Annotated in this window: 18 protein-coding genes; 2 read left to right on the forward strand and 16 right to left on the reverse strand. The window is 35.3% G+C overall.

Annotation, left to right across the window (positions count from 1 at the left end; genetic code table 11):
• Nucleotides 1–3 precede the first annotated feature (3 nt).
• The 7 genes from LX95_RS05860 to LX95_RS05890 all read right to left on the reverse strand — a co-directional run bounded on the left by LX95_RS05860 (nucleotide 4) and on the right by LX95_RS05890 (nucleotide 8,540).
• A complete protein-coding gene (locus LX95_RS05860) occupies nucleotides 4–1,332 on the reverse strand; it encodes a DcaP family trimeric outer membrane transporter (protein WP_111540509.1) in 1,329 nt (442 codons plus the stop codon).
• 397 nt (nucleotides 1,333–1,729) lie between these two features.
• On the reverse strand, nucleotides 1,730–2,581 hold the full coding sequence (locus LX95_RS05865) for a mechanosensitive ion channel family protein (RefSeq protein ID WP_111540510.1): 852 nt from the start codon (nucleotides 2,579–2,581) through the stop codon (nucleotides 1,730–1,732).
• 147 nt (nucleotides 2,582–2,728) lie between these two features.
• Nucleotides 2,729–4,777: an alpha-ketoacid dehydrogenase subunit alpha/beta gene (locus LX95_RS05870; protein WP_111540511.1), complete on the reverse strand. Its 2,049-nt coding sequence runs from the start codon at nucleotides 4,775–4,777 to the stop codon at nucleotides 2,729–2,731.
• A 29-nt stretch (nucleotides 4,778–4,806) separates the two neighbouring features.
• Nucleotides 4,807–5,163 carry a four helix bundle protein gene (locus tag LX95_RS05875; protein ID WP_111540512.1) on the reverse strand — a complete coding sequence of 119 codons (357 nt, stop codon included), beginning with the start codon at nucleotides 5,161–5,163 and terminating at the stop codon, nucleotides 4,807–4,809.
• A 20-nt stretch (nucleotides 5,164–5,183) separates the two neighbouring features.
• Complete coding sequence (locus LX95_RS05880) at nucleotides 5,184–6,494, reverse strand: dihydrolipoamide acetyltransferase family protein (RefSeq protein WP_111540513.1); 1,311 nt, start codon at nucleotides 6,492–6,494, stop codon at nucleotides 5,184–5,186.
• Nucleotides 6,495–6,618: 124 nt separating this feature from the next.
• Nucleotides 6,619–7,194, reverse strand: a complete 576-nt coding sequence (locus LX95_RS05885; RefSeq protein WP_111540514.1) for a TetR/AcrR family transcriptional regulator — start codon at nucleotides 7,192–7,194, stop codon at nucleotides 6,619–6,621.
• A 5-nt stretch (nucleotides 7,195–7,199) separates the two neighbouring features.
• The gene (locus LX95_RS05890; protein ID WP_111540515.1) at nucleotides 7,200–8,540 is read right to left on the reverse strand and encodes a phenylacetate--CoA ligase family protein; all 1,341 of its coding nucleotides are present in this window, start codon (nucleotides 8,538–8,540) and stop codon (nucleotides 7,200–7,202) included.
• A gap of 242 nt (nucleotides 8,541–8,782) precedes the next feature.
• Between LX95_RS05890 and LX95_RS05895 the strand changes: the two genes are divergently transcribed.
• Nucleotides 8,783–10,981 carry a S46 family peptidase gene (locus LX95_RS05895; protein ID WP_111540516.1) on the forward strand — a complete coding sequence of 733 codons (2,199 nt, stop codon included), beginning with the start codon at nucleotides 8,783–8,785 and terminating at the stop codon, nucleotides 10,979–10,981.
• Between the two features lie 72 nt (nucleotides 10,982–11,053).
• Here the strand turns inward: LX95_RS05895 and LX95_RS05900 are convergent, their stop codons facing one another.
• On the reverse strand, nucleotides 11,054–12,223 hold the full coding sequence (locus LX95_RS05900) for a dicarboxylate/amino acid:cation symporter (protein ID WP_111540517.1): 1,170 nt from the start codon (nucleotides 12,221–12,223) through the stop codon (nucleotides 11,054–11,056).
• A gap of 82 nt (nucleotides 12,224–12,305) precedes the next feature.
• Between LX95_RS05900 and LX95_RS05905 the strand changes: the two genes are divergently transcribed.
• The gene (locus tag LX95_RS05905) at nucleotides 12,306–12,872 is read left to right on the forward strand and encodes a GNAT family N-acetyltransferase (RefSeq protein ID WP_111540518.1); all 567 of its coding nucleotides are present in this window, start codon (nucleotides 12,306–12,308) and stop codon (nucleotides 12,870–12,872) included.
• Here LX95_RS05905 and LX95_RS05910 read toward each other — a convergent pair.
• From LX95_RS05910 to LX95_RS05945, 8 genes are all read right to left on the reverse strand, one after another.
• Entirely contained in the window at nucleotides 12,869–13,468 is a 600-nt protein-coding gene (locus LX95_RS05910; protein ID WP_111540519.1) for an acyltransferase, read from the reverse strand. The two genes, LX95_RS05905 and LX95_RS05910, sit on opposite strands and share 4 nt — an antisense overlap.
• 34 nt (nucleotides 13,469–13,502) lie before the next feature.
• On the reverse strand, nucleotides 13,503–13,871 hold the full coding sequence (locus LX95_RS05915; protein ID WP_111540520.1) for a four helix bundle protein: 369 nt from the start codon (nucleotides 13,869–13,871) through the stop codon (nucleotides 13,503–13,505).
• A 69-nt stretch (nucleotides 13,872–13,940) separates the two neighbouring features.
• Nucleotides 13,941–14,693, reverse strand: a complete 753-nt coding sequence (locus tag LX95_RS05920) for an enoyl-CoA hydratase/isomerase family protein (protein WP_111540521.1) — start codon at nucleotides 14,691–14,693, stop codon at nucleotides 13,941–13,943.
• Between the two features lie 67 nt (nucleotides 14,694–14,760).
• The gene (paaZ, locus tag LX95_RS05925) at nucleotides 14,761–17,295 is read right to left on the reverse strand and encodes a phenylacetic acid degradation bifunctional protein PaaZ (protein WP_111540522.1); all 2,535 of its coding nucleotides are present in this window, start codon (nucleotides 17,293–17,295) and stop codon (nucleotides 14,761–14,763) included.
• 76 nt (nucleotides 17,296–17,371) lie between these two features.
• On the reverse strand, nucleotides 17,372–18,583 hold the full coding sequence (locus LX95_RS05930; RefSeq protein WP_111540523.1) for a 3-oxoadipyl-CoA thiolase: 1,212 nt from the start codon (nucleotides 18,581–18,583) through the stop codon (nucleotides 17,372–17,374).
• Nucleotides 18,584–18,600: 17 nt separating this feature from the next.
• Entirely contained in the window at nucleotides 18,601–19,461 is an 861-nt protein-coding gene (ypfJ, locus tag LX95_RS05935; protein ID WP_111540524.1) for a KPN_02809 family neutral zinc metallopeptidase, read from the reverse strand.
• A 63-nt stretch (nucleotides 19,462–19,524) separates the two neighbouring features.
• Nucleotides 19,525–19,932: a PaaI family thioesterase gene (locus tag LX95_RS05940; protein WP_211307644.1), complete on the reverse strand. Its 408-nt coding sequence runs from the start codon at nucleotides 19,930–19,932 to the stop codon at nucleotides 19,525–19,527.
• A complete protein-coding gene (locus tag LX95_RS05945; RefSeq protein WP_111540525.1) occupies nucleotides 19,929–21,086 on the reverse strand; it encodes a 3-hydroxyacyl-CoA dehydrogenase NAD-binding domain-containing protein in 1,158 nt (385 codons plus the stop codon). The genes LX95_RS05940 and LX95_RS05945 overlap by 4 nt, the downstream gene beginning before the upstream one ends.
• Nucleotides 21,087–21,171 lie beyond the last annotated feature (85 nt).

Consider the following 21,171-nt stretch of genomic DNA (forward strand, 5'->3'; position numbering starts at 1 on the left):
GGGTTAAAATGTAAAGAATGTGGCTAAGTGAAAACGATTATTATTAACGGTAACTTCATTCCCGCTACCAGTTCCATCGATTTGAGCATCTCCCCACTCAGCAGCGGTATGCTCTATTTCGAATCTAAATTTTATAGATTTATTAAGTTTAAAGTCTATTCTAGGAACTACACGGTAAAGTTGGTTAATAGACCTTGCCCCTTCTGAAGCTGAAACCGCTCCCCACGCAGAGGTTACTCCATAAGTTGTAGCTACTGCTCCTTCTATAGGATCACTTACCCCGTTGTTATTTACAAGTCCTGCATACAATCCTAAAGCAATTTTTTTATTTGTTAACTGCTGAAAATCTATCCAAGCGCTTTGGGTATTCATAGGTTTAAATACATCTACTTGGTCTGGTCTACTATAACCCACGTAACCCCCTAACATTACTAATGAAGATGCATTTTGCGCAAAAGTATAAGCGGCACTAACCTTTAATGGTTTGGTTGTTAAGGCTGCATAAGCCATCGTAGTAAAACTTTCTACTCTTTCATTAGATTTCTGAATAGCTTCTCCAGAACTTAATTGAGGTTTTAAGTTTTCATATTGCTGAGCTATTCCTGCTACAAATTTTTCAGATTTATACTGTAGCTGAAGATGTAATGAAGGCATCCCACTATTTCTATAAGCTGTATTATCTGGAGTGAAATCTCTTTGTGAGATGGCTGCAGCCATCACTTTAAATTTAGAATTTAATTGTTGAGTTAGTCTTATTTGCGGGTTTCTATTGAGTGCGAATATGGGAGATCCTGTACTATAGTTTACCACATTAGGTAAACATTCTAATACTACCATAGGATGCCAATATTGACCTAAACCTAATTGAGTAGTTTCCCAATCTAGCATAATATAAGCATGACGAAGCCTAAACTGATTAATGCCTGCTTCACTAGAGCCAAAAAATTCTCCCTCTAAAATTCCAGAGGTTTTTGCATTCAACACGTCTGGACCTTTTAATTTTATACCAGCTCTAGATAGAACAGACAACATATGAAATTGTGAGGCATCATTAATATCTTCTCCATTAATGTCTAATTGTTCATCTCTAGGATAAAGTGGAACTAAATTTTCTCCTGCTCCAATAACTTGACGTGTATCGTAAAACGCATCGTGTCTTATAAAACCATAAAAGTCAATATCAATTTTATCATCATCTACTAAGGGTAGATTGGCTGGTTTAGCAATAGTATCTTCTTTCTTTTCTAGGTTAGATTTGGTTTGTGCTACACCCATTGAAAAGACAAAAAAGGTTACACCAAATACATAGGGTTTTAGGTTAATAAACTTCATAAAGTAATTAATTAGGTTAAAAAAACTACTAACAAACGTTCGTTAGATTAACAAATGTAATATTTTAAACGAATTATTTTGTTAAAATGATTGTTTTTTAGAGAAATAATTAAATTAAAATCAGTTTAACCCACTTTAAGATGAGGATTTGATGTTTACGATATGCTCTAAAAATCACTCCAGCAGTGTCATTTCTAGAAGATTAAAGAAGATTTGAGCTAAAAAAAACCTTTATAATAAAGGTTAATGTTGGATATACTAAAGTGATGAGACGTGAATTTTAAAAACACTCTTTGAAGAAACAAGAAAAGTTAGTCAATTTAGAATTGCGAATTAATTAAAACGGTTAACCACTTTAATTCTGGACTTGAAGGAAATTAATAAATTAAAAAAATCATTAATCATCTATTTTTGATAAAGAGTTTTTAGTTACTCCCTCTTGATAAATAGCACGTTTAGGAATTGGAATTTCTATCCCTTCTGCATCCAAGGCTTTTTTAACAGCTTCTAATTGTTCCCAGAAAGCAGGCCAATAATCAATAGATTCTACCCAACAACGAGCCACTACTTTCAAATCGTAATCTCCTATCTCATCGAGCCAGACATCTGGCGCAGGAGATTCTATTACATTGGGATGTTTTTTTAGTGTAGATATAATGATTTCTCTTATTGAGTCTATATCTACTTCATAAGAAAATTTAAGTTTTAAATCTATTCTTCGGTATTTTTCCATCGTGCGGTTATCTACATCACTATTGGATAAATTTCCGTTAGGCATGGTAATAATTCTACCGTCAAAAGTTTTAATTCTTGTGTACAAGATATCTATCTTTTGTACAAAACCTAGATTAGCATTAGCATAAATTAAATCTCCAACTTTAAAAGGCTTAAAAACTAAAATAAGTACTCCACCTGCAAAATTAGACAAGCTACCTTGTAAGGCTAAACCAATAGCAATTCCCGCTGCTCCAAAAATAGCTAAGAAAGAAGCTGTCTCGATCCCTAAAATAGAACCAAGAATAAAGAACAAAAATCCATACAGAAGAAATACAGATAAACTTTCTACAAAACTTCGTAAAGAGAGTTCTGTATGTGATTTTTCTAAAATCCGTTTTAATACTCGCATGAGTATTTTTATAGTAAATACACCTAGTACTAATATTATTATAGCAAATAGGGCTTTAGGACCAATGGCTATTAAATAGTCTATACACTTTTCTTGAAGTTCATACCAAAATTCTTTATTCATTTTAGTCTAATTTTTTTAAGAAAAATGCTTTTGCGTGAGGGATTGAAGCGGCATCCTTTTTTGCGTTTTTACAGTACAAAATGAACGCGAAAAAGATATAGTGTAAAGCCCGACCCCGCTTTTTTTTTGCGGGGTCACGCCCATAATTTAATAATTTAGCAATTCTTCTATTTTATTTTTTACTTTCTCTGTTGAAGGAATCATCGTTTGTTCTAATGTAGAATTAAGTGGAATCGCTGGCATATTTTCTGAACCTATAGTCATAACAGGAGCGTCTAAATACTTAAAGCATTCTTCTTGAATTTTACCCGATAATGCTCTTGCAAATGTATTGTTTGAAGGTTCTTCGGTAACGACTAAGCATTTTCCGTTTTTCTTTACGGATTTCATAATCGTTTCTTCATCTAGAGGAGCGAGCGTTCTTAAATCTACAATCTCTATTTTATCTTGCATTCCTAATTCTGCAGAAGCATTCATAGCCCAATGCACTCCCATTCCATAGGTAATGATAGAAATCGTTTCTTCTTCTTCTTGTTTCCAAATTTCTTGTAAGACCCAAGCTTTCCCAAATGGCAATACATAATCTTCACTAGGCTCTACAGAGGTGGCTCCTTTTGTCCCAGGAACTTTACTCCAGTACAATCCTTTATGTTCAAAAATCACTACTGGATTAGGATCATAATATGCTGCTTTCATCAAACCTTTTAAGTCGGCTCCGTTACTTGGATATGCTATTTTAAGTCCGCGAATATTAGTAATGACACTTTCTACAGATGAAGAATGGTAAGGGCCACCACTACCATACGCCCCTATTGGCACACGTAATACCATAGAAACCGGCCATTTACCATTAGATAAATAACAGCTTCTACTTACTTCTGTAAATAATTGATTGAGTCCTGGCCAGATATAATCGGCAAACTGAACTTCTACAATAGGTTTTAATCCTACGGCAGACATTCCCACGGTTGAACCTACAATAAATGCTTCTTGTATTGGGGTATTGAAAACGCGGTTATCACCGAATTTTTGTGCTAAGGTTGCTGCTTCTCTAAATACACCTCCTAATCTTCCTCCTACATCTTGACCATAAAGCAAGCAATCTTTATGCTTCTTCATTAACTCTTCAATAGCAAAAAGTGCGCAATCTACCATGACTACTTTCTCTGCTCCTTCTGGAGAACGAGTCCCTTGTTCTTCGGTAATGGTAGTCGGGGCGAAATCGTGCGTAAATAAATCTTCTGGTTGAGGATCTTCTGCTTGTAAAGCCTCTTGGTAATCTTCTTTTACTTTTACTCGCGCTAATGCTTCAATTGCTTCTAATTCATCTTCCGTAAAGCCATTTTTTGCTAAATGATTTTTCATTTTAGGAAATGGATCTCTACTTCTAGCTTCCTCTAAATCGTCTCTATAAAACTCCATCCTAACTCCAGAGGTATGGTGATTTAACAAAGGAACTTTTGCATGAATCAACATAGGGCGACGTTCTTTACGAATCGTATCAATGCAGTTTTGAACGGTGTTATAACTCTCGTCAAAGTCGGTTCCATCAATAGAAATCGCCTCTAATCCGTTAAACCCTCTTGCATATTCTGCAGCATTTTGAGCTCTGGTTTCTGCTTCATTTGCTGAAATATCCCATCCGTTATCTTGTACAACATAAAGAATTGGTAAGCTTTTTAAAACTGCCATTTGAAAAGCTTCTGCAATTTCTCCTTCGGTTACACAAGCATCTCCTAAAGAACAAACCACCACAGGTTTATCTTCCCCAACAGGTAATCCTTCGGTTTCTTTATACCACATTCCCATTGCGGTCCCCGTTGCCGGAATGGCTTGCATTCCTGTTGCAGAACTTTGATGCGGAATTTTTGGTTTGTCTTCATCGTTTAAGCTAGGGTGAGAATAATAGGTTCTTCCTCCCGAAAATGGATCGTCTTTTTTTGCTAACAATTGAAGCATTAGATCTTTAGGTTCCATCCCGATAGACAACAAAATAGAATCATCTCTATAATAAGGAAATACATAATCGCAAGGCTTTAACTGCATCCCGACTGCAATTTGTATAATTTCGTGCCCTCTAGAAGTAGCGTGCACATATTTTGAAACTACTTTAAAATTCTCTTCATACAATTCGGTCATCGACTTCGCTGTACAAAGATTTTTAAATGCTTTTTTATATAATTCTTTGCTTATCATTACAATTTTGAATTTTTAATGATGAATTTTTAATTAGACTTTGTATTAATTGTTTTTACAATTGCCGTTAGCAGCCTAATCAACTCATTACAATCGTTTATATAACTTGACAAATCTATGTCTAAGTTCACTAATTCACTCTGTTTTAATAATTGAAGCCAATAGATTGTTTCTCTAGCTTCCTTACTTGAAATTGTGAGTTTATGTACAAAATCTGCTTGGCTTACACCCGCTACAGATTCAGCAACATTAGCTCCTATACTTGTCCCACTTCTGAGAATCTGTTTAGAAATAACATACTCTTTTTCTGACTGAAGAATTTTATACAATTCAATAATCTTTAATGCAAAATCGAAACTCTTATTCTTGACGATATTTTCTTTCATTAAAAATTAAAAATTCAACATTAATAATTAGGGCGATCAAAATTTTCAAAATAATCGGCTACGCGGCGTAAAAAGCTTCCGCCAAGAAAACCGTCTACTACCCGATGATCAAAAGAAAGTGATAAGTACATCATACTTCTAATTTCAATTTTATCACCGTCTTCATATTCCATTACCTCGGCTCTTTTCTTGATGATTCCCGTAGCTAAAATGGCAACTTCAGGCTGGTTGATAATAGGTGTCCCCATTAAACTCCCAAAAGTCCCCACGTTAGATATCGTAAAGGTACTACCACTGGTTTCATCGTGCTTTAGCTTGTTATTTCTAGCCTTATCTGCAAGATCATTTACATTGGTTGCAATTTCTTGAAGTGATTTTTTATCTGCATTATTTACAACAGGAACAATCAAATTTCCGCTTGGTAATGCGGTGGCCATCCCTATATTAATGTCTTCTTTTACAATGATGTTTTTTCCGTCTACGGAAACATTTATCATTGGGAAATCTTTTACTGCTTTCGCTACTGCTTCAACAAAAAGCGGAGTAAAAGTTAAGCGTTCTCCATATTTCTCTTGAAAAGCTTTTTTATTGGCATTTCTCCAATTCACCATTTCGGTTAAATCGGCTTCTACATAAGCGGTAACGTGTGGTGAGGTATGTTTAGAATAAACCATATGATCTGCAATCATTTGGCGCATTCTATCCATCTCTACAATTTCCCCTTTTCCTTTATCTAGCTTTAAATCTGGCACTTGAAACCCTGTTTGTTCTGGCACAGGCTGTGCGAATTGAGCAGGACGACCTTCTTCTATATATTTAAAAACATCACTCTTTTTTAATCTGCCCTCGTGCCCTGTTGCAGGGATACGAGCTAATTCTTCAAAACTGATGTGGTAATCTTTTGCAATTTGCTGAATAAGCGGAGAAAAATAAGTATTCTGATTCTCATTAAGCGTATAGCTTTTGTTGGAAGAAGAAGAGATTTTTTGCTTTTTCTGTACTGATTTTGCAGGATTAACATTCGCTTTTTTAGGGCTTTGCTTTTCTTCTTTCTTATCGGAAGAAGAAGTGGTTGCTACAGATTGATCACTAGAAGCTTCAATAATAGCAAGCACTTGACCTACTTTCACCACCTCATCTGGCTGTACTAATATTTCTTTAATAATTCCGTTTACGGGAGCAGGAACTTCTGAATCTACTTTATCTGTGGCTACTTCTAAAACCGTTTCATCTTGTTGGACTTGATCTCCTTCTGAAACCGCCCAATTGATAATGGTTGCTTCAGAAATACTTTCACCCATTTTGGGTAATACGAGTTCTATATTTGGCATAAAATATTCTTATGAACAATGATTATTGCTAACTTCACAAAAATAACATTTTATGCCTATTTTTTATAGAAATTATAAAGTAATAACTAAATAGTTTCTCTTATTTTAACAGTTAAGTCCATACCTATTTCTTTATTCCTGAAAAAATAAATTGAAGCATTTCACTCTCAAATTGTGAGAGGTCTATTTTTGATACATTTTCGTATAGATCTTGATTGTAAATCCATCTTAGAGAAGACAAAATATTATTCAGCATTATCTCTGTATTGGCGTTTCTAACCACATCTAATTCTTTAGCTTCTACTATCAAATCTCTAAAGGTATCTTGATAATATTTTCTGATTTCTAAAAACTCAGCTTTAGAAGGTTCTTCCAAATGTTTCCAATCCTGAAGAATTAAATAAGTAGTATCTTGATTATTTACAGAAACGTTTATGTGCATTTTTATAGCCTCTTTCAATCTTTCTTCTTTACGGAATTTAGAGCTCGCAATATTTTTAATTCCTGCATCAAACTTGTAAGCAATAGAGAGTAAAAGGTCTTGTAAGATATCTTGTTTAGATTTGATATGATTGTAAAGACTCGCAGCTTCAATACCGTTTCTTACAGCTATATCTTTCATAGAAGTTGCGCTATATCCTTTTTCTACAAAAAGTTTCGCTGCTTCTTCCAAGACCAATTCTCTTTTGCTTTTTTTCATAAATTTTATGTGTTTCTTAAATCTATAATCCTTTGCATTTTACCACCTTCACTTTTAGGTATTTTCCCGTAAGGCTTCAAGCTCAGTTTCATGCTTAAACCTACGGAATCTTTTATGTTTTTTTGAAGCTTTTTGGTTAAAAATGTTAATTTTTCATGAGAAAAAGATTCATTGAGCTCATAATCACTTGGTAATCTGCACTCTTTTTGAAAAGCTTCACAAGTTTCTACACGAACTTCCACACAATCCATCAAACCTTCTTTAGTGACCACAAGTTGATAATTAGGAGCTAGCTCTTCATAATCTTTAAAAACATCTTCCACTTGAGTGTGAAATAAATTTACCCCTCTTATAATAAGCATATCATCTGCTCTACCTTTAATCTGTCCCATTTTAATATGGGTTCTAGATTTACTTTCTTCATAAGAAAGGCTGCAAATATCGTTTGTCCAATATCGTAAAAACGGCATAGCTTCTTTTGTAAGCGTTGTAAATACCAATACTCCTTCCTCGCCGTATGGTAAAGGTTCGCCAGTATGTTTGTCTACAATTTCTGGGTAAAAATGATCTTCCCAAATATAACTTCCTGTCCCTTGCTCATCATATGCTTCTTGAGAAACTCCTGGTCCCATCACTTCACTTAAACCATATATATTGGTAGCTTTAACTCCCAATGAGTTTTCTATATCTTGACGAATACTATCAGTCCAAGGCTCTGCTCCCAATACGGCATATTTTAAGTTAATATCTTCTTTTGTCATACCGCGTTTCTCCAATTCGTAAGCGATGGTTTGAGCGTAAGAAGGAGTACAACATATAACCTCTGACTGAAAATCTTTTAATAGATTAATTTGGCGATCTGTCATTCCTCCCGAAACAGGAATAACTCCCATTCCTAATTTTTCAGCACCATAATGTAATCCTATACCTCCCGTAAATAAACCATAACCATAACTGTTATGCATTTTCATTCCGGGTTGAGCTCCTGCTGCCGCTAAAGACCTAGCCACTACTTCCGAAAAGACATCTAGATCATTTTTAGTGTAAGCCACTACGGTAGGTTTCCCTGTGGTTCCACTAGAACAATGAATTCTAGCTAAATCTTTTTCTGGTAACGTTAAAAAGCCAAAGGGGTATTGATCTCTCAAATCGGTTTTCTTGGTAAAAGGTAGTTTATGAATATCATTTATAGACTGAATATCTTTTGGGGACACACCATGCCTATCTAAACTGTTCTTATAAAAAGGAACTTTTTCATATACTTTATTTACTAAATTCACTAAACGCTCACTTTGCAGCTTTCTTAGTTCTTTTATAGGTAAGGTTTCTATCGTTGGGTTATACATAATTACTTATTTTAAAAATACAAACTAACATTCGTTAGTAAAATTACATAATAAAATCAAATCTGCAAGATTTAACCACTTTATTTGTCGTTAAAACAACATAATAGCTGTTAAAACTACAATTTAACAATAAACATAAATAATTTCAGAGAAATTGAAATAGCTGTTAAGGTGGAAGAATAAAACAGATATAGAGATAAAAAGTAGTATTTTGCAAGCTGTTTTAATTAAATATAATACGTATGAAAATTATTAGAATTTTACTCTTTTTATTTGCCCTACCCATGTTTTCTCAACAAGGAGGAATGTGGATTCCTTCTCTTTTAGAAGGAATGAATGAAGGCGAAATGCAAACCTTAGGCATGCAAATGTCTGCCGAAGACATTTATAGTGTTAACCAAAGTAGTTTAAAAGATGCCGTACCGCATTTTAATGGAGGTTGTACCTCTGAAGTAATATCACCAAAAGGTTTATTACTCACCAATCATCATTGTGGTTACGGTCAGATTCAATCACATTCTTCTGTAGAAAATGATTATTTAGCTGATGGATTTTGGGCCAAAAACCTATCTGATGAATTAGCCAATCCGGGAATGACTGTGACCTTTATAGTAGAAATTAAAGATGTTACCACTCAGGTTTTAAAAAATACCGAAAACGCTTCTTCAGAAGAAGAAAAGCAGCAAATGATTGCACAAAATAAGCAAAGCGTTATCGCTTCTTCACCTAAAGAAGAATGGCAAACGAATCGCATAAGCACATTTTATGACGGTAATCAATTTATGCTTTTTAAAGTAGAGACTTTTAAAGACATTCGTTTAGTTGGTGCTCCTCCTTCTTCTATTGGTAAGTTTGGATCTGATACCGATAACTGGATGTGGCCAAGACATACAGGAGATTTTTCTTTATTCAGAATTTATGCCGATAAAAATAATCGTCCAGCTGAATACAGCGAAAACAACGTTCCTTATACACCAAAACACTACTTACCAGTAAGTTTAGATGGTGTTGCCGAAGATGATTTTACCTTAGTTTTTGGTTTCCCTGGAACAACAGATGAGTATTTACCAGCCGTAGCTGTAGAGCAATTGGTAGAAACTATCAACCCAGCAAGAATAGGACTTCGCGAAGTAGCCTTAAAAGAGCAAGATGCCTTTATGCGTAAAGACCAGCAAATCAAGATACAATATGCGTCTAAATATGCACGTATTGCCAATTACTACAAAAAATGGATTGGAGAAAGCCAAGGTTTAAAAAAGACTGATGCTGTTGGGATTAAAAGAAATCAAGAAAAGCAATTTACGCAACGTGTTAAAGCCAAAGATTTAGAAAAAGAATACGGTTCTCTTTTAACAGATTTTGATAACGCTTACGCGGAATTTGAAGATTACAACCTTGCATATAATCTATTTTCTGAAGCCTTTATTCGTAACGTTGAATTATTAAAAAACGGATTTCAACTATACCAACTAGAACAAGTATTAGAGGCTAGAGGTGAACAATCGTTTAATGACCGTAAAGCAAATATATTAGAAGATTTTAAAGCTTCTTATAAAGATTACAGTGCACAAGTAGATGAAAAAGTTTTTGAGAAAGTAATCGAATTCTATGCTCAAAACACACCAAAAGAATTTTTATCTCAAGAATTTATTAAAAAGGATAAGTCTCAACTCACCAAAGAAATTTATAATAATTCTGCCTTAACAACCTACAGCAAACTAGAAGAACTTTTAGAAGGTTCTAGTGAAGAAGTAGTAGAAAAATTAAATAAGGATGAAGGGTATCAATTGGTAAAAGAACTATCAAAAGAATTTTTTGAGAATGTATTGCCTAACTATCGTAGCAAAAAATTAGAAATTGATGCGCTGCAAAAGACATATATGAAAGCTTTATTAGAGCTTAGTCCTAAAGAAGCGCGACTTTTCCCTAATGCCAACGGAACTTTACGAGTTACTTACGGACAAGTAAAAGGATACAGTCCTAAAGATGCTGTAAGATATAAGCCTGTTAGTTATCTAGAAGGAGTAAGAGAAAAGTATGTACCAGGAGATTACGAGTTTGATGTACCTCAAAAACTGCTAGATCTAATCGATAATAAAGACTATGGTCAATATGCAGAAAATGGTAAAATGCCTGTGAATTTTATAGGAACTAATCATACCACCGGAGGAAATTCTGGAAGTCCTGTTATCGATGCACAAGGAAACCTTATAGGTCTTAATTTTGACCGTGTTTGGGAAGGGACAATGAGTGATATTTATTACGATCCAAGTATTTCTAGAAACATTATGGTTGATGCGCGTTACATTTTATTTATCATAGATAAGTATGCTGGTGCAACTCATTTAATAGATGAAATGAAATTGGTTCATCCTAAACAACAGAATAGTTCCGATAAGAAAAAGAAAAAAAGAAAAAGAAAGTCTAAGAAACGAAAGTAAACAAGATTATTTCTAAACAAAAAGACCGATGCCTCAACAGCATCGGTCTTTTTTATACTAAGAATCTCAAAATTACAATTCTCTTTTTTCAGCAATTTTATCTACAATAATAGCAATAGCACCATCTCCAGTAATATTAGCTGCTGTCCCAAAACTGTCCATCGCAATATAAAGCGCTATCATTAGAGCTTGGGCTTCGGCATCAAAGCCAAGCATAGACTGAAGAATTCCTATAGCCGCCATAATTGCGCCCCCAGGAACACCAGGAGCCGCCACCATCGCGATTCCTAACATCATCACAAAACCAGCAAACATTCCAAAATTAAAATCTAATCCTTGCATTAACATCAAGGCTACTGCACAAGCTACGATCTTCATCGTACTTCCTGCCAAATGTATAGTAGCTCCTAACGGAATAACAAAATTAGCCACCTTAGGTGAAACTCCATTTAACTCTACCTGTTTTAATGTAACCGGAATAGTAGCCGCAGAGGACTGTGTTCCCAAAGCAGTAAAATAAGCAGGAATCATATTAAGTAAAGCCTTTATCGGATTTTTCTTTGCTATCGCGCCAGCAATCAAATACTGAATAAGTATCAACAAAATATGCATAATAAATATCACTCCTATAATCTTCACAAAAACCCCTAACACAGAAGCCACCTGTCCTTTAAAGGCTATCGCAGAAAAGATGCTTAATATGTAAATTGGCAACAATGGGATAATTACTTTTTCTATTAACATCATAATGATCTTTTGAAAATCAAAAGTCACTTTCTTTAAGGTACTTTCTCCCAAAGGAGCCAAACCTAAGCCTACAAGAAACGCCAACACTAAAGCAGACATTACATCTAAAATTGGAGGTATATTAATTGAAAAATACGGAGATAACTCACGAGCTGCATTTTCTACACTTGCTACAGATTGCGGATCTATAAAAGAAGGAAAAATCCCCGAGGCAATAAAATAGGTAGAAAAACCAGAAAATAAAGTAGATGCATACGCAATGACAGCGGTAACAATCAATAATTTCTTAGCTCCTTTCCCTAAATCGCCAATTGCCGGCATAATTAATCCGAGGATAATTAGCGGAATTGCAAAGCCTAAAAACTCACTAAAAAAATGATTGAAGGTATTAAAAATGCGATTCACAGATTCGGGCAAATACAAGCCAAAAACTATTCCAAGAATAATAGCTATAAATACTTTAAACAGTAGATTATTGATAATCTTTTTAAACATAATATGCAGTTAAAATTAATAAGAAAACTTAACAAAGATATTACCTTAGCTACTTCTATACCTGTTAAAACCGTACTATTTTATGTCTTTAGAAATTATACCTGCTCAAAAAAAACATGCTTCAGCTTCTGCGGAATTAATTTTAGATGCCATGGAAGAATTAATATATTTCTATTTGGGTGAAGAAAATAAACCAGAAGCACTCCGTTTTTTAACTGATCAATTTTTACTAGAAAATAGCCTATACAGTTATAAGCATACTCAAATAGCTATTTTAAGAGGAAAAATTGTTGGTGTTCTTATTGCGTACGACTCCAGTAAACATCAAATACTTCAGCAATTACTGAAAAATTACCTTGAAGAAAACTATAATTTTAAAGATAATTTAACTCCAGAAACGGAAGCTGGAGAGTTTTATGTAGATGCCATAAGTATAAACCCTTCTTTTCGCGGACAAAAAATTGGGAGTGAATTGCTTAAACATGCTGAAAAACTAGCATTAAAACAAAAACACTCCCAAATAGGTTTGTTGGTAGACTTAGAGAATCCAAATGCTAAACGCTTGTATAAGCGTATAGGTTATCAAGTAGTTAAATCTACAAGTTTAGGTAAACACGCTTACGAACATTTACAAAAACAGCTATATTAATGATCTTTCTTCATCTCTTGTAAAGTCTTGTAAAAATCTTCTTGTACAGGCCTGTTTTTAGGAATTTCCCTTAGAGGCTCTACTTCTTTCAAGCTTTCGTGACAATCGGTTGGGAGTTGTTGGTAAAGTTTTGTTCCAGCAGTTTTCCATGCAATCATATCATCAGAAACTTGTTTGATCACCTTTGCAGGATTTCCTACAACTAAACTCCTTGCCGGAATTTTAGTTTCAGCTTTCACAAAAGCCATCGCACCAACGATAGATTCATCCCCAATTTCGGCATCATCCATAATCACCGTATTCATTCCGATAAGGCAATTTTCACCTAAATTAGCACCGTGAATGATGGCTCCGTGTCCTACGTGAGCACCTTTTTTTAATACGATGCTCTTCCCTGGAAACATATGTACCGTGCAATTCTCTTGTACATTTACTCCGTCTTCTAATATAATTTCGCCCCAATCGCCGCGAATTGCAGCACCCGGACCAATATAGCAGTCTTTTCCAATTATTACATTCCCCGTAACGGCCGCTAATGGATGCACAAAACTACTTTCGTGTACTACAGGAATATGCCCTTTAAAAGAATAAATCATAAGGTAATAAGATTTTTAGAGGTGAGAGATGAGTTTATTTGTTTTTTAAATGCTTAATTAATGATGATATCATTTTAGAAATCTCTGTAATTTGTTTTCGATTTTCTTCATCTTGATCGTAGGTAATATATTCACGAAGTCTTGCTTTGGTTGATATAGCTACACACTCATGAGAACTATCCCAGGCCATTTTTAAATATCTCACAAAATTCGCATCCGTACTAGCAGAACCTTCAGCAATATTTAAAGCTATAGAATCTGCAGCTCTGATAAACTGAGAAGAAAGTTTATAGATTTCTTGAGATGGAAATTTTTCTACTTGATTATTCACAGACTCACCAAATTCCATTGCTTTTTGATAAACTTTTAAATCTTCAAATTTAAAATAGAATTGACTTTTCATAAAATACATTTAAACAATTCTCAAAGAAAAGCTTGCTTTTCGTTCTCACCTCTCATTTCTCACCTCTAATTAAGCAAAACGCTTTAGTTTCTTCTTCGTAAATTCACTCAACACCAAGCGACCACTAATTTTTGCGCGTTCGTTTAAAAGTTCATCCCAATCTTCAGTGCCTCTCCAAAACATTTGTTTCATTTCTTTTACCGCTTCTGGATTGTAGCCACATAAATTCTGAGCAAATTCAGCTATAGCTTCATCTAATTCTTCAGTAGAATCGTACACTTTCGTAAATAATCCTTTTTGCATGGCCCATTCTGGAGAGTAGAATGAATTGGCATCAATTGCGATTTGTGACATTCCGCTTACGCCTAATTTGCGCTGAACCGCAGGACCCACTACAAACGGACCTATACCAATATTTAACTCACTTAATTTAATGGCAGCAAATTTAGTCGCCATACAATAATCCATGGCACTCGCTAAACCAACTCCGCCTCCTACAGTTTTTCCTTGTACGCGACCAATGATAAATTTAGGGCACTTACGCATCGCATTGATCACATTAGCAAATCCCATAAAGAATTTTTCGCCTTCTACTTCGTCTTTTATGTTGATGAGCTCTTTAAAGCTAGCTCCTGCACAAAAAGTACGCTCTCCACCAGATTTTAAAATAATAACCAATACCTCATCATTTTTTCCTGTTTCAGTAATCGTATCGGCTAATTTAGCTAAGATATCACCTGGCAAACTGTTATGTGCTGGGTGAAAAAACTCTATGGTAGCTACTTGATCTTGTATACTTTGTTTTACATAGGGTTGTGTCATAATCGTAATATTTTATAGGAAAGCTGAAAAGAGATAATCTCTTTTCAGCTTTATCGATTTTTATTAATTAAAGTAATTCAAACTGAGAAAAATGATGATTAAGGTGTTTACGCTCTACTAATCCCCATTCATATTTAGTTAACTCTCCAAAAACAGCATTTTTTAGAGTCGAGTTAGGATTTCTTTTAAAGAACTCTATATATTCTTTACGTGACTCCTTCAATTTTTCTTTAGCCTCATTCAAACTTGAATGTTTCAATTCAAAAAGTTCTCCTTCTTTGTATAACGGAAAATTATAATTTTTCGGCATTTTTTTATAATTCCATAACGTAGCACGAGTATCGTCTAAGTACTTTTCTGGCGTAGCAATTTCAAAATCTTGAATTTCTCCTGAGGCAATACGGTAACTGGTTTCTAAATGCTCTACCATATGTTGCGGACTCATTTCGCCCCAAACCGGCTTTTGGCTTTCCTCTAACTTTGCAATTGAATTTTCAAAAACCTCATCGGTAATTTCCGTAAAGGTAGTTTGCTTCTTTTGCACCATGGTTAAAATAGTAGCGATACAAACTAAAGCTTCCTTTTCTTCGGCTTCCGTTTCTGGAATTTTCCCATCGGTTACATTGGTGTCAAAAACCTCTACAAACCATTTTACAATTCCGCTAGGTAATTCTTGCCCTTTTTGCTCTCTGTCTACTTTTTCTTTACACGTTAATCTCACATGAATAGTATCATTGTGATAAAGCGGACGTAAGAATCTTATTTCTTCTAAACCATAATTTGCCGCTACTGGACCTTTGTTAGGATACACAAATAATCCCGCTGCTGCGGAAATAATAAAATACCCGTGCGCTGTTCTCTGCTCAAAAATACTTCCATCAAGTGATGTGATATCGGTATGAGCGTAGAAATGATCCCAAGTAAGATTTCCAAAATTGACGATATCGGTATCAGTGATGGTTCTATTGTGTGTTTTAAGCGACATTCCTGGCTGAATATCTTCCCAATGGTATGCAAACGGGTGCTTTTCTGCTTCCTTATAATCTGCATTAGGTTGATAAATCCCCGTAATTTCTGTTAATGTAGTCGGTGAACCTTGAATGGCACAACGCTGTAAATAATGCTTAATACCACGCATACCTCCCATTTCTTCTCCGCCACCAGCACGACCTGGACCACCGTGAATTAAGTTAGGTAATGGTGAACCGTGACCTGTACTTTGCTTCGCACTTTCTCTATTCAGCACTAAGATTCTCCCGTGATGCGTAGCTGCATTTACCGTATATTCTTTAGCAATTTTATCATCGTTTGTGGTAATAGAACTTACTAACGATCCTTTCCCCATTCTAGATAATTCAATCGCATCTTCTAGGTTTTTATAAGGCATCAATGTGCTTACAGGTCCGAATGCCTCGGTAACGTGAGCAGTTTCGTTTGCTAACGGATCGTTTTCACGTAATAAAATAGGTTTCATAAATGCTCCTTTTTCAAAATCGGCACCTACAGCTTTTCCTGTTTCAAAATCTCCATAAACGATATCGGCAGATTTTGCTATTTCATTAACGCTATTTTTAACGGCTTCTAATTGTTTTCTATCAATTAAAGTTCCCATTCTTACCTCTTTTAAACGAGGATCTCCATAGGTTACCTTATCTAAGGCTTTCCCTAATGAAATTTGAACGTCTTCTATTAAATTTTCTGGAACAATAATTCGACGAATAGCGGTACATTTTTGTCCACATTTAGTGGTCATTTCATTACGTACTTCTTTGATAAATAAATCAAATTCTGGAGTTCCTGGTGTTGCATCTTCTCCTAAAATAGAAGCATTTAATGAATCTGCTTCCATCGTAAACGGCACAGATTCTTCAATTAATCTAGGATGTGTTTTTAGCTTCCTCCCCGTTGCAGCCGATCCTGTAAAAGTTACTACATCTTGAGATTCTACCGTATCTAAAATATCTCTTTTTGTCCCACTAATTAACTGTAAAGCACCTTCAGGTAAGATTCCTGAATCGATAATTACTTTTACCACTGCTTCAGTTAAATAAGCACTTTGCGGAGCTGGTAGTACAACGGCTGGCATACCTGCCATCCAATTCACTGCACATTTTTCTAACATCCCCCAAACTGGGAAATTAAACGCATTAATATGTACTGCTACTCCTTGTCTTGGCACCATAATATGATGCGCCATAAATCTTCCTCCACGAGATAAATCTATAGGATCTCCTTCTACGTGATAAGGCTGATTAGGAAATAATTTACGTAAAGACGCATTAGAAAACAAGTTTCCAAAACCACCTTCAATATCTACCCAACTATCTATTTTGGTAGCTCCAGTTTTAAAGCTTACGTCATAAAAAGAACGCTTGTGTTTTTGAAGGTGAAAGGCTAATTTTTTAAGCATTAAACCACGCTCTTGAAACGTCATTTTTCTTAATGCTCCACCCTTTGTTCTTCCGTATTGTAAAACTTCTGGAACATCTATTCCTTCGGTAGTGACATTCGTAAAATGCTCTCCAGTGACTGAATCTAAAATAGGAGTTCCTTCTCCTTTTCCATCGATCCAGCTTCCTTGTATATAGTGTTGTGTTTTCATATTTATTTTATTTTGCTGTTAACCGCTCGACTGCATTCGAGGTGACATTCAGCATCATATTAAATTTTTAGATTTCTTACTTGGTAGAAACATTTTCAATTACAGCAGCATAACCTTGACCTACACCTACACACATAGTTACCAATGCATATTTTTTCCCAGTCATTTTTAATTCTAAAGCTGCAGAATAAGCTAATCTTGCTCCTGTAACTCCAAGCGGGTGACCAATAGCAATAGCACCCCCGTTAGGATTTAATCTAGGATCATTATCTTTTAACCCCCAAGCTCTGACACAAGCTAAAGCCTGAGCTGCAAAAGCTTCATTTAATTCGATTACATCCATATCTTCTATGGTCAATCCTGCTTTTTCCAAGGCTTTATTAGAAGCTTCTACGGGACCAATTCCCATAACTCTAGGCTCTACACCTACTACTGCTGAACTTAAAATTTTCGCCATTGGTGTTAAACCATATTCTTTTACAGCTTTTTCTGAAGCGATAATAGTGGCAGCTGCTCCGTCATTTAATCCTGAAGAGTTCCCTGCAGTTACGCTTCCGTCTTTACGGAAAGCAGGACGAAGTTTACCTAAAATTTCTTTAGTAGTCGTTGGTTTTACAAACTCATCTTTACTAAACTGAATAGGATCTTTTTTTCTTTGCGGAATTTCTACCGTAACGATTTCTTTAGCTAAACGTCCATTTTCTTGGGCTTTGGTAGCTTTCATTTGACTCCAATAAGCAAAAGCATCTTGATCTTCTCTCGATATATTATATTTATCTACCAAGTTCTCTGCGGTCATTCCCATCCCATCAGTACCATACATTTCGTGCATTTTTGGATTTACAAAACGCCAACCAAAACTGGTATCATACATTTTAGCATCATTCCCATAAGCACTAGAAGGTTTCGCAATAGCGTACGGGCCGCGTGTCATATGCTCAACTCCACCGCTAATAAATACATCTCCGTCTCCTGCTTTTATCGCACGGTTGGCGTGAATAATAGCTGAAAGACCACTACTACATAATCTATTCACTGTTTCTCCAGGAACACTGTGTGGCAAGCCTGCCAAAAGTGAACACATGCGGGCAACATTACGGTTGTCTTCTCCTGCTTGATTGGCACAACCTAAAATAACATCCGCGTAAGCGTCTTGAGGAATATTCGGGTTTCTTTTAACGATTTCTTTAATCACTAAAGCTCCTAAATCGTCTGCTCTTACTGGAGAAAGCGTTCCTTTATAATTTGCTATTGGTGTTCTTACACCATCGATAATATATGCATTCATAAATAATCTATTTTTAATTAACGGAGTAAAGCTGAAAACGTATCATGTTGTTTTAATTCTCCCGACTGGTAACCTTTTAAAAACCAATCGATGCGTTGCTGAGAAGTTCCGTGCGTAAAAGAATCGGGATTTACGTGCCCTTGCATTCTTTTTTGAATCGCATCGTCTCCTACCGCGTTTGCTGCACTTAACGCTTCTTCTATATCTCCTTGTTCTAAATATTCTTGGTTATAATGAGCCCATAAACCTGCATAAAAATCTGCTTGTAGCTCTAGGGCTACAGAAAGTTTATTGGCTTCGGTTTGATTCATTCCTTGTTGCGCCTGTCTTACTTTTTGGGAAGTTCCTAGTAGGGTTTGAACGTGGTGTCCTACTTCGTGAGCGGTTACGTAAGCCATAGCAAAATCTCCTTTTTTAGCTCCAAAACGTGTATAGAGTTCATTAAAAAAGGCCAAATCCATATACACATTTTTATCTGCAGGACAGTAAAATGGTCCTGTGGCCGATGTTGCGCTTCCACAAGCTGTTTGGACCGCCTCTGTAAATAATATCATTTCTGGCTCTTCGTAATCTCCCAAGTTGTTTTCAATAAAAACTTGATTCCATACATCTTCTGTATCGGCTAAAACGGTTGCCATAAAATCTCCTAGTTCTTTTTCTTTCGCTGTAAGTTCTTTTTCTCTAACTTGTTCTGTTTGCTGACCTTTATTAAATTCATTAAGCACAGGTGCCACAGCTTGTCCTGTTTCTCCTCCAAAAATTTGTAAGAGAATAACTATAATTCCAATTACTCCACCGCCAGCGACTAGTTTCCCTTTAGAACTCATCCCACGTCGATCGTCTAAATTGTCACTTTTTCTTCTTCCTTTCCATTTCATAGCAATTGGATTTAGTCAAGTAAATCTATAATTGTTAATATTAATTTTTAAATAATTACAAAATTATTCCCATTCAGCGCTAGTTCTATATACTACACCTTTAAAAAGCGCTACTAAATCATCTTGTTTTTTGACTTCTACATTATAAAAACCAAGTTTGTTTTTTAGGCTTTTCACTTCAGACTCTGCCGTAATGATGTCTCCTGCTTCCAAAGCTTCAATATGATTGATACTACATTCTATAGAAACCGCTTTTCTTCCATGCGTGTTCGAGGCAAATCCAAATGCTGTGTCTGCTAAAGAGAATGTAATTCCGCCGTGAGCTTTTTTCATACTATTCAGCATATCTTCTCTTATTGTCATCTGCACTTTGCAATAACCTTCTTTTACTTCTACAATCTCGATCCCTAACCATTGGCTAAAAGCATCAAGTTCTAGCATTTTTTTTGGAATGTCCGTCCCTACAATCATAGCTGAAATTGAGTATTTTCCTTGTTCATTTTTCTTAATAACGGACTACAACGGTAACGATCTTCATGGTACTCATTGTAGAGCGTATCTAACTTTTCTACACACCAATTAATCCCTTTTTCATTTGCCCAAGCTAAAAGTCCTTTAGGATAATTTACTCCTTTAGTCATAGCTAAATCAATATCTTTTGCAGTCGCTATGTTTAAGAAAAGTGCATCTGCCGCTTCATTAATTAGCATTACTAGTACTCGGTCTAAAATTTGTTTTCCTAAATCTTCATCTTTAGTTGGAGCTGTTTTCTTAGCGTTCTCTCCATAATCGTAAAAGCCTTTTCCTGTCTTTCTTCCAAGGTATCCAGCTTCTGCTAATCGTTTTTGTGTAAAAGATGGCTTATAACGAGGATCATAATAGAATTCTTTAAAAACCGTTTCGGTAACCGTATAATTTACATCGTGACCTATAAAATCCATCAATTGAAATGGTCCCATTTTAAATCCGCCAAATTCTCTTAGAGCCCAATCTATCGTCGCAAAGTCTGCTTTTCCTTCTTCATAAGTTCTTAAAGCTTCTCCGTAAAACGGACGAGCAACGCGATTTACAATAAAACCAGGGGTATCTTTAGCAAGAACGCCCACCTTTTTCCAGTCAGCTATAATTTGAACTACCTTGTCTTTAACTTCTTCTGAAGTTTGAATAGCTGGAATAATCTCTACCAACGGCATCAATGGTGCTGGATTGAAAAAATGAATACCTATTACACGTTCAGGTTTTTCTAATGAAGCTGCGATCGATGCGATAGAAAGTGAAGATGTATTAGAAGCGATGATGGCTTCTTGTGACTGGTAACTTTCTAATTCTTGAAACACCTTACGTTTAATTTCAAGATTCTCAATAATCGCTTCTATAGTTAAATCAGCATCAGCTAAATCTTTTAAAGAATTCACATAGCTAATATTCGCTTGAATTCTATTTTTTTCGGTTTCATCAATTCTTTCTTTTTCGATTAACCTATTTAAAACTTTATCTAATTGAGCTTTACTTTTATCTAGGGCTTCTTGTTTGGTATCGTACACATTTACGGTACAACCTGCAGTTGCTGCTACTTGAGCAATTCCGCTTCCCATAGTTCCGCAACCAATAATTCCGATATTCATAAATTATAAATTTTGTTTTCTGTCAAACTAAATACAGTCAGTATATCATTGTTTTATTGTTCTTAAACAAGATCCTGAAACTAGT

The organism is Mesonia algae (genome assembly GCF_003253545.1).
Lineage (GTDB): Bacteria > Bacteroidota > Bacteroidia > Flavobacteriales > Flavobacteriaceae > Mesonia > Mesonia algae.

What these genes read in the sequence shown, in the direction of transcription:
- LX95_RS05860 (WP_111540509.1), bottom strand. Translation starts at nt 1,332, where the DNA reads ATGAAGTTTATTAACCTAAAACCCTATGTATTTGGTGTAACCTTTTTT.
- LX95_RS05865 (WP_111540510.1), bottom strand. Translation starts at nt 2,581, where the DNA reads ATGAATAAAGAATTTTGGTATGAACTTCAAGAAAAGTGTATAGACTAT.
- LX95_RS05870 (WP_111540511.1), bottom strand. Translation starts at nt 4,777, where the DNA reads ATGATAAGCAAAGAATTATATAAAAAAGCATTTAAAAATCTTTGTACA.
- LX95_RS05875 (WP_111540512.1), bottom strand. Translation starts at nt 5,163, where the DNA reads ATGAAAGAAAATATCGTCAAGAATAAGAGTTTCGATTTTGCATTAAAG.
- LX95_RS05880 (WP_111540513.1), bottom strand. Translation starts at nt 6,494, where the DNA reads ATGCCAAATATAGAACTCGTATTACCCAAAATGGGTGAAAGTATTTCT.
- LX95_RS05885 (WP_111540514.1), bottom strand. Translation starts at nt 7,194, where the DNA reads ATGAAAAAAAGCAAAAGAGAATTGGTCTTGGAAGAAGCAGCGAAACTT.
- LX95_RS05890 (WP_111540515.1), bottom strand. Translation starts at nt 8,540, where the DNA reads ATGTATAACCCAACGATAGAAACCTTACCTATAAAAGAACTAAGAAAG.
- LX95_RS05895 (WP_111540516.1), top strand. Translation starts at nt 8,783, where the DNA reads ATGAAAATTATTAGAATTTTACTCTTTTTATTTGCCCTACCCATGTTT.
- LX95_RS05900 (WP_111540517.1), bottom strand. Translation starts at nt 12,223, where the DNA reads ATGTTTAAAAAGATTATCAATAATCTACTGTTTAAAGTATTTATAGCT.
- LX95_RS05905 (WP_111540518.1), top strand. Translation starts at nt 12,306, where the DNA reads ATGTCTTTAGAAATTATACCTGCTCAAAAAAAACATGCTTCAGCTTCT.
- LX95_RS05910 (WP_111540519.1), bottom strand. Translation starts at nt 13,468, where the DNA reads ATGATTTATTCTTTTAAAGGGCATATTCCTGTAGTACACGAAAGTAGT.
- LX95_RS05915 (WP_111540520.1), bottom strand. Translation starts at nt 13,871, where the DNA reads ATGAAAAGTCAATTCTATTTTAAATTTGAAGATTTAAAAGTTTATCAA.
- LX95_RS05920 (WP_111540521.1), bottom strand. Translation starts at nt 14,693, where the DNA reads ATGACACAACCCTATGTAAAACAAAGTATACAAGATCAAGTAGCTACC.
- paaZ (WP_111540522.1), bottom strand. Translation starts at nt 17,295, where the DNA reads ATGAAAACACAACACTATATACAAGGAAGCTGGATCGATGGAAAAGGA.
- LX95_RS05930 (WP_111540523.1), bottom strand. Translation starts at nt 18,583, where the DNA reads ATGAATGCATATATTATCGATGGTGTAAGAACACCAATAGCAAATTAT.
- ypfJ (WP_111540524.1), bottom strand. Translation starts at nt 19,461, where the DNA reads ATGAAATGGAAAGGAAGAAGAAAAAGTGACAATTTAGACGATCGACGT.
- LX95_RS05940 (WP_211307644.1), bottom strand. Translation starts at nt 19,932, where the DNA reads ATGATTGTAGGGACGGACATTCCAAAAAAAATGCTAGAACTTGATGCT.
- LX95_RS05945 (WP_111540525.1), bottom strand. Translation starts at nt 21,086, where the DNA reads ATGAATATCGGAATTATTGGTTGCGGAACTATGGGAAGCGGAATTGCT.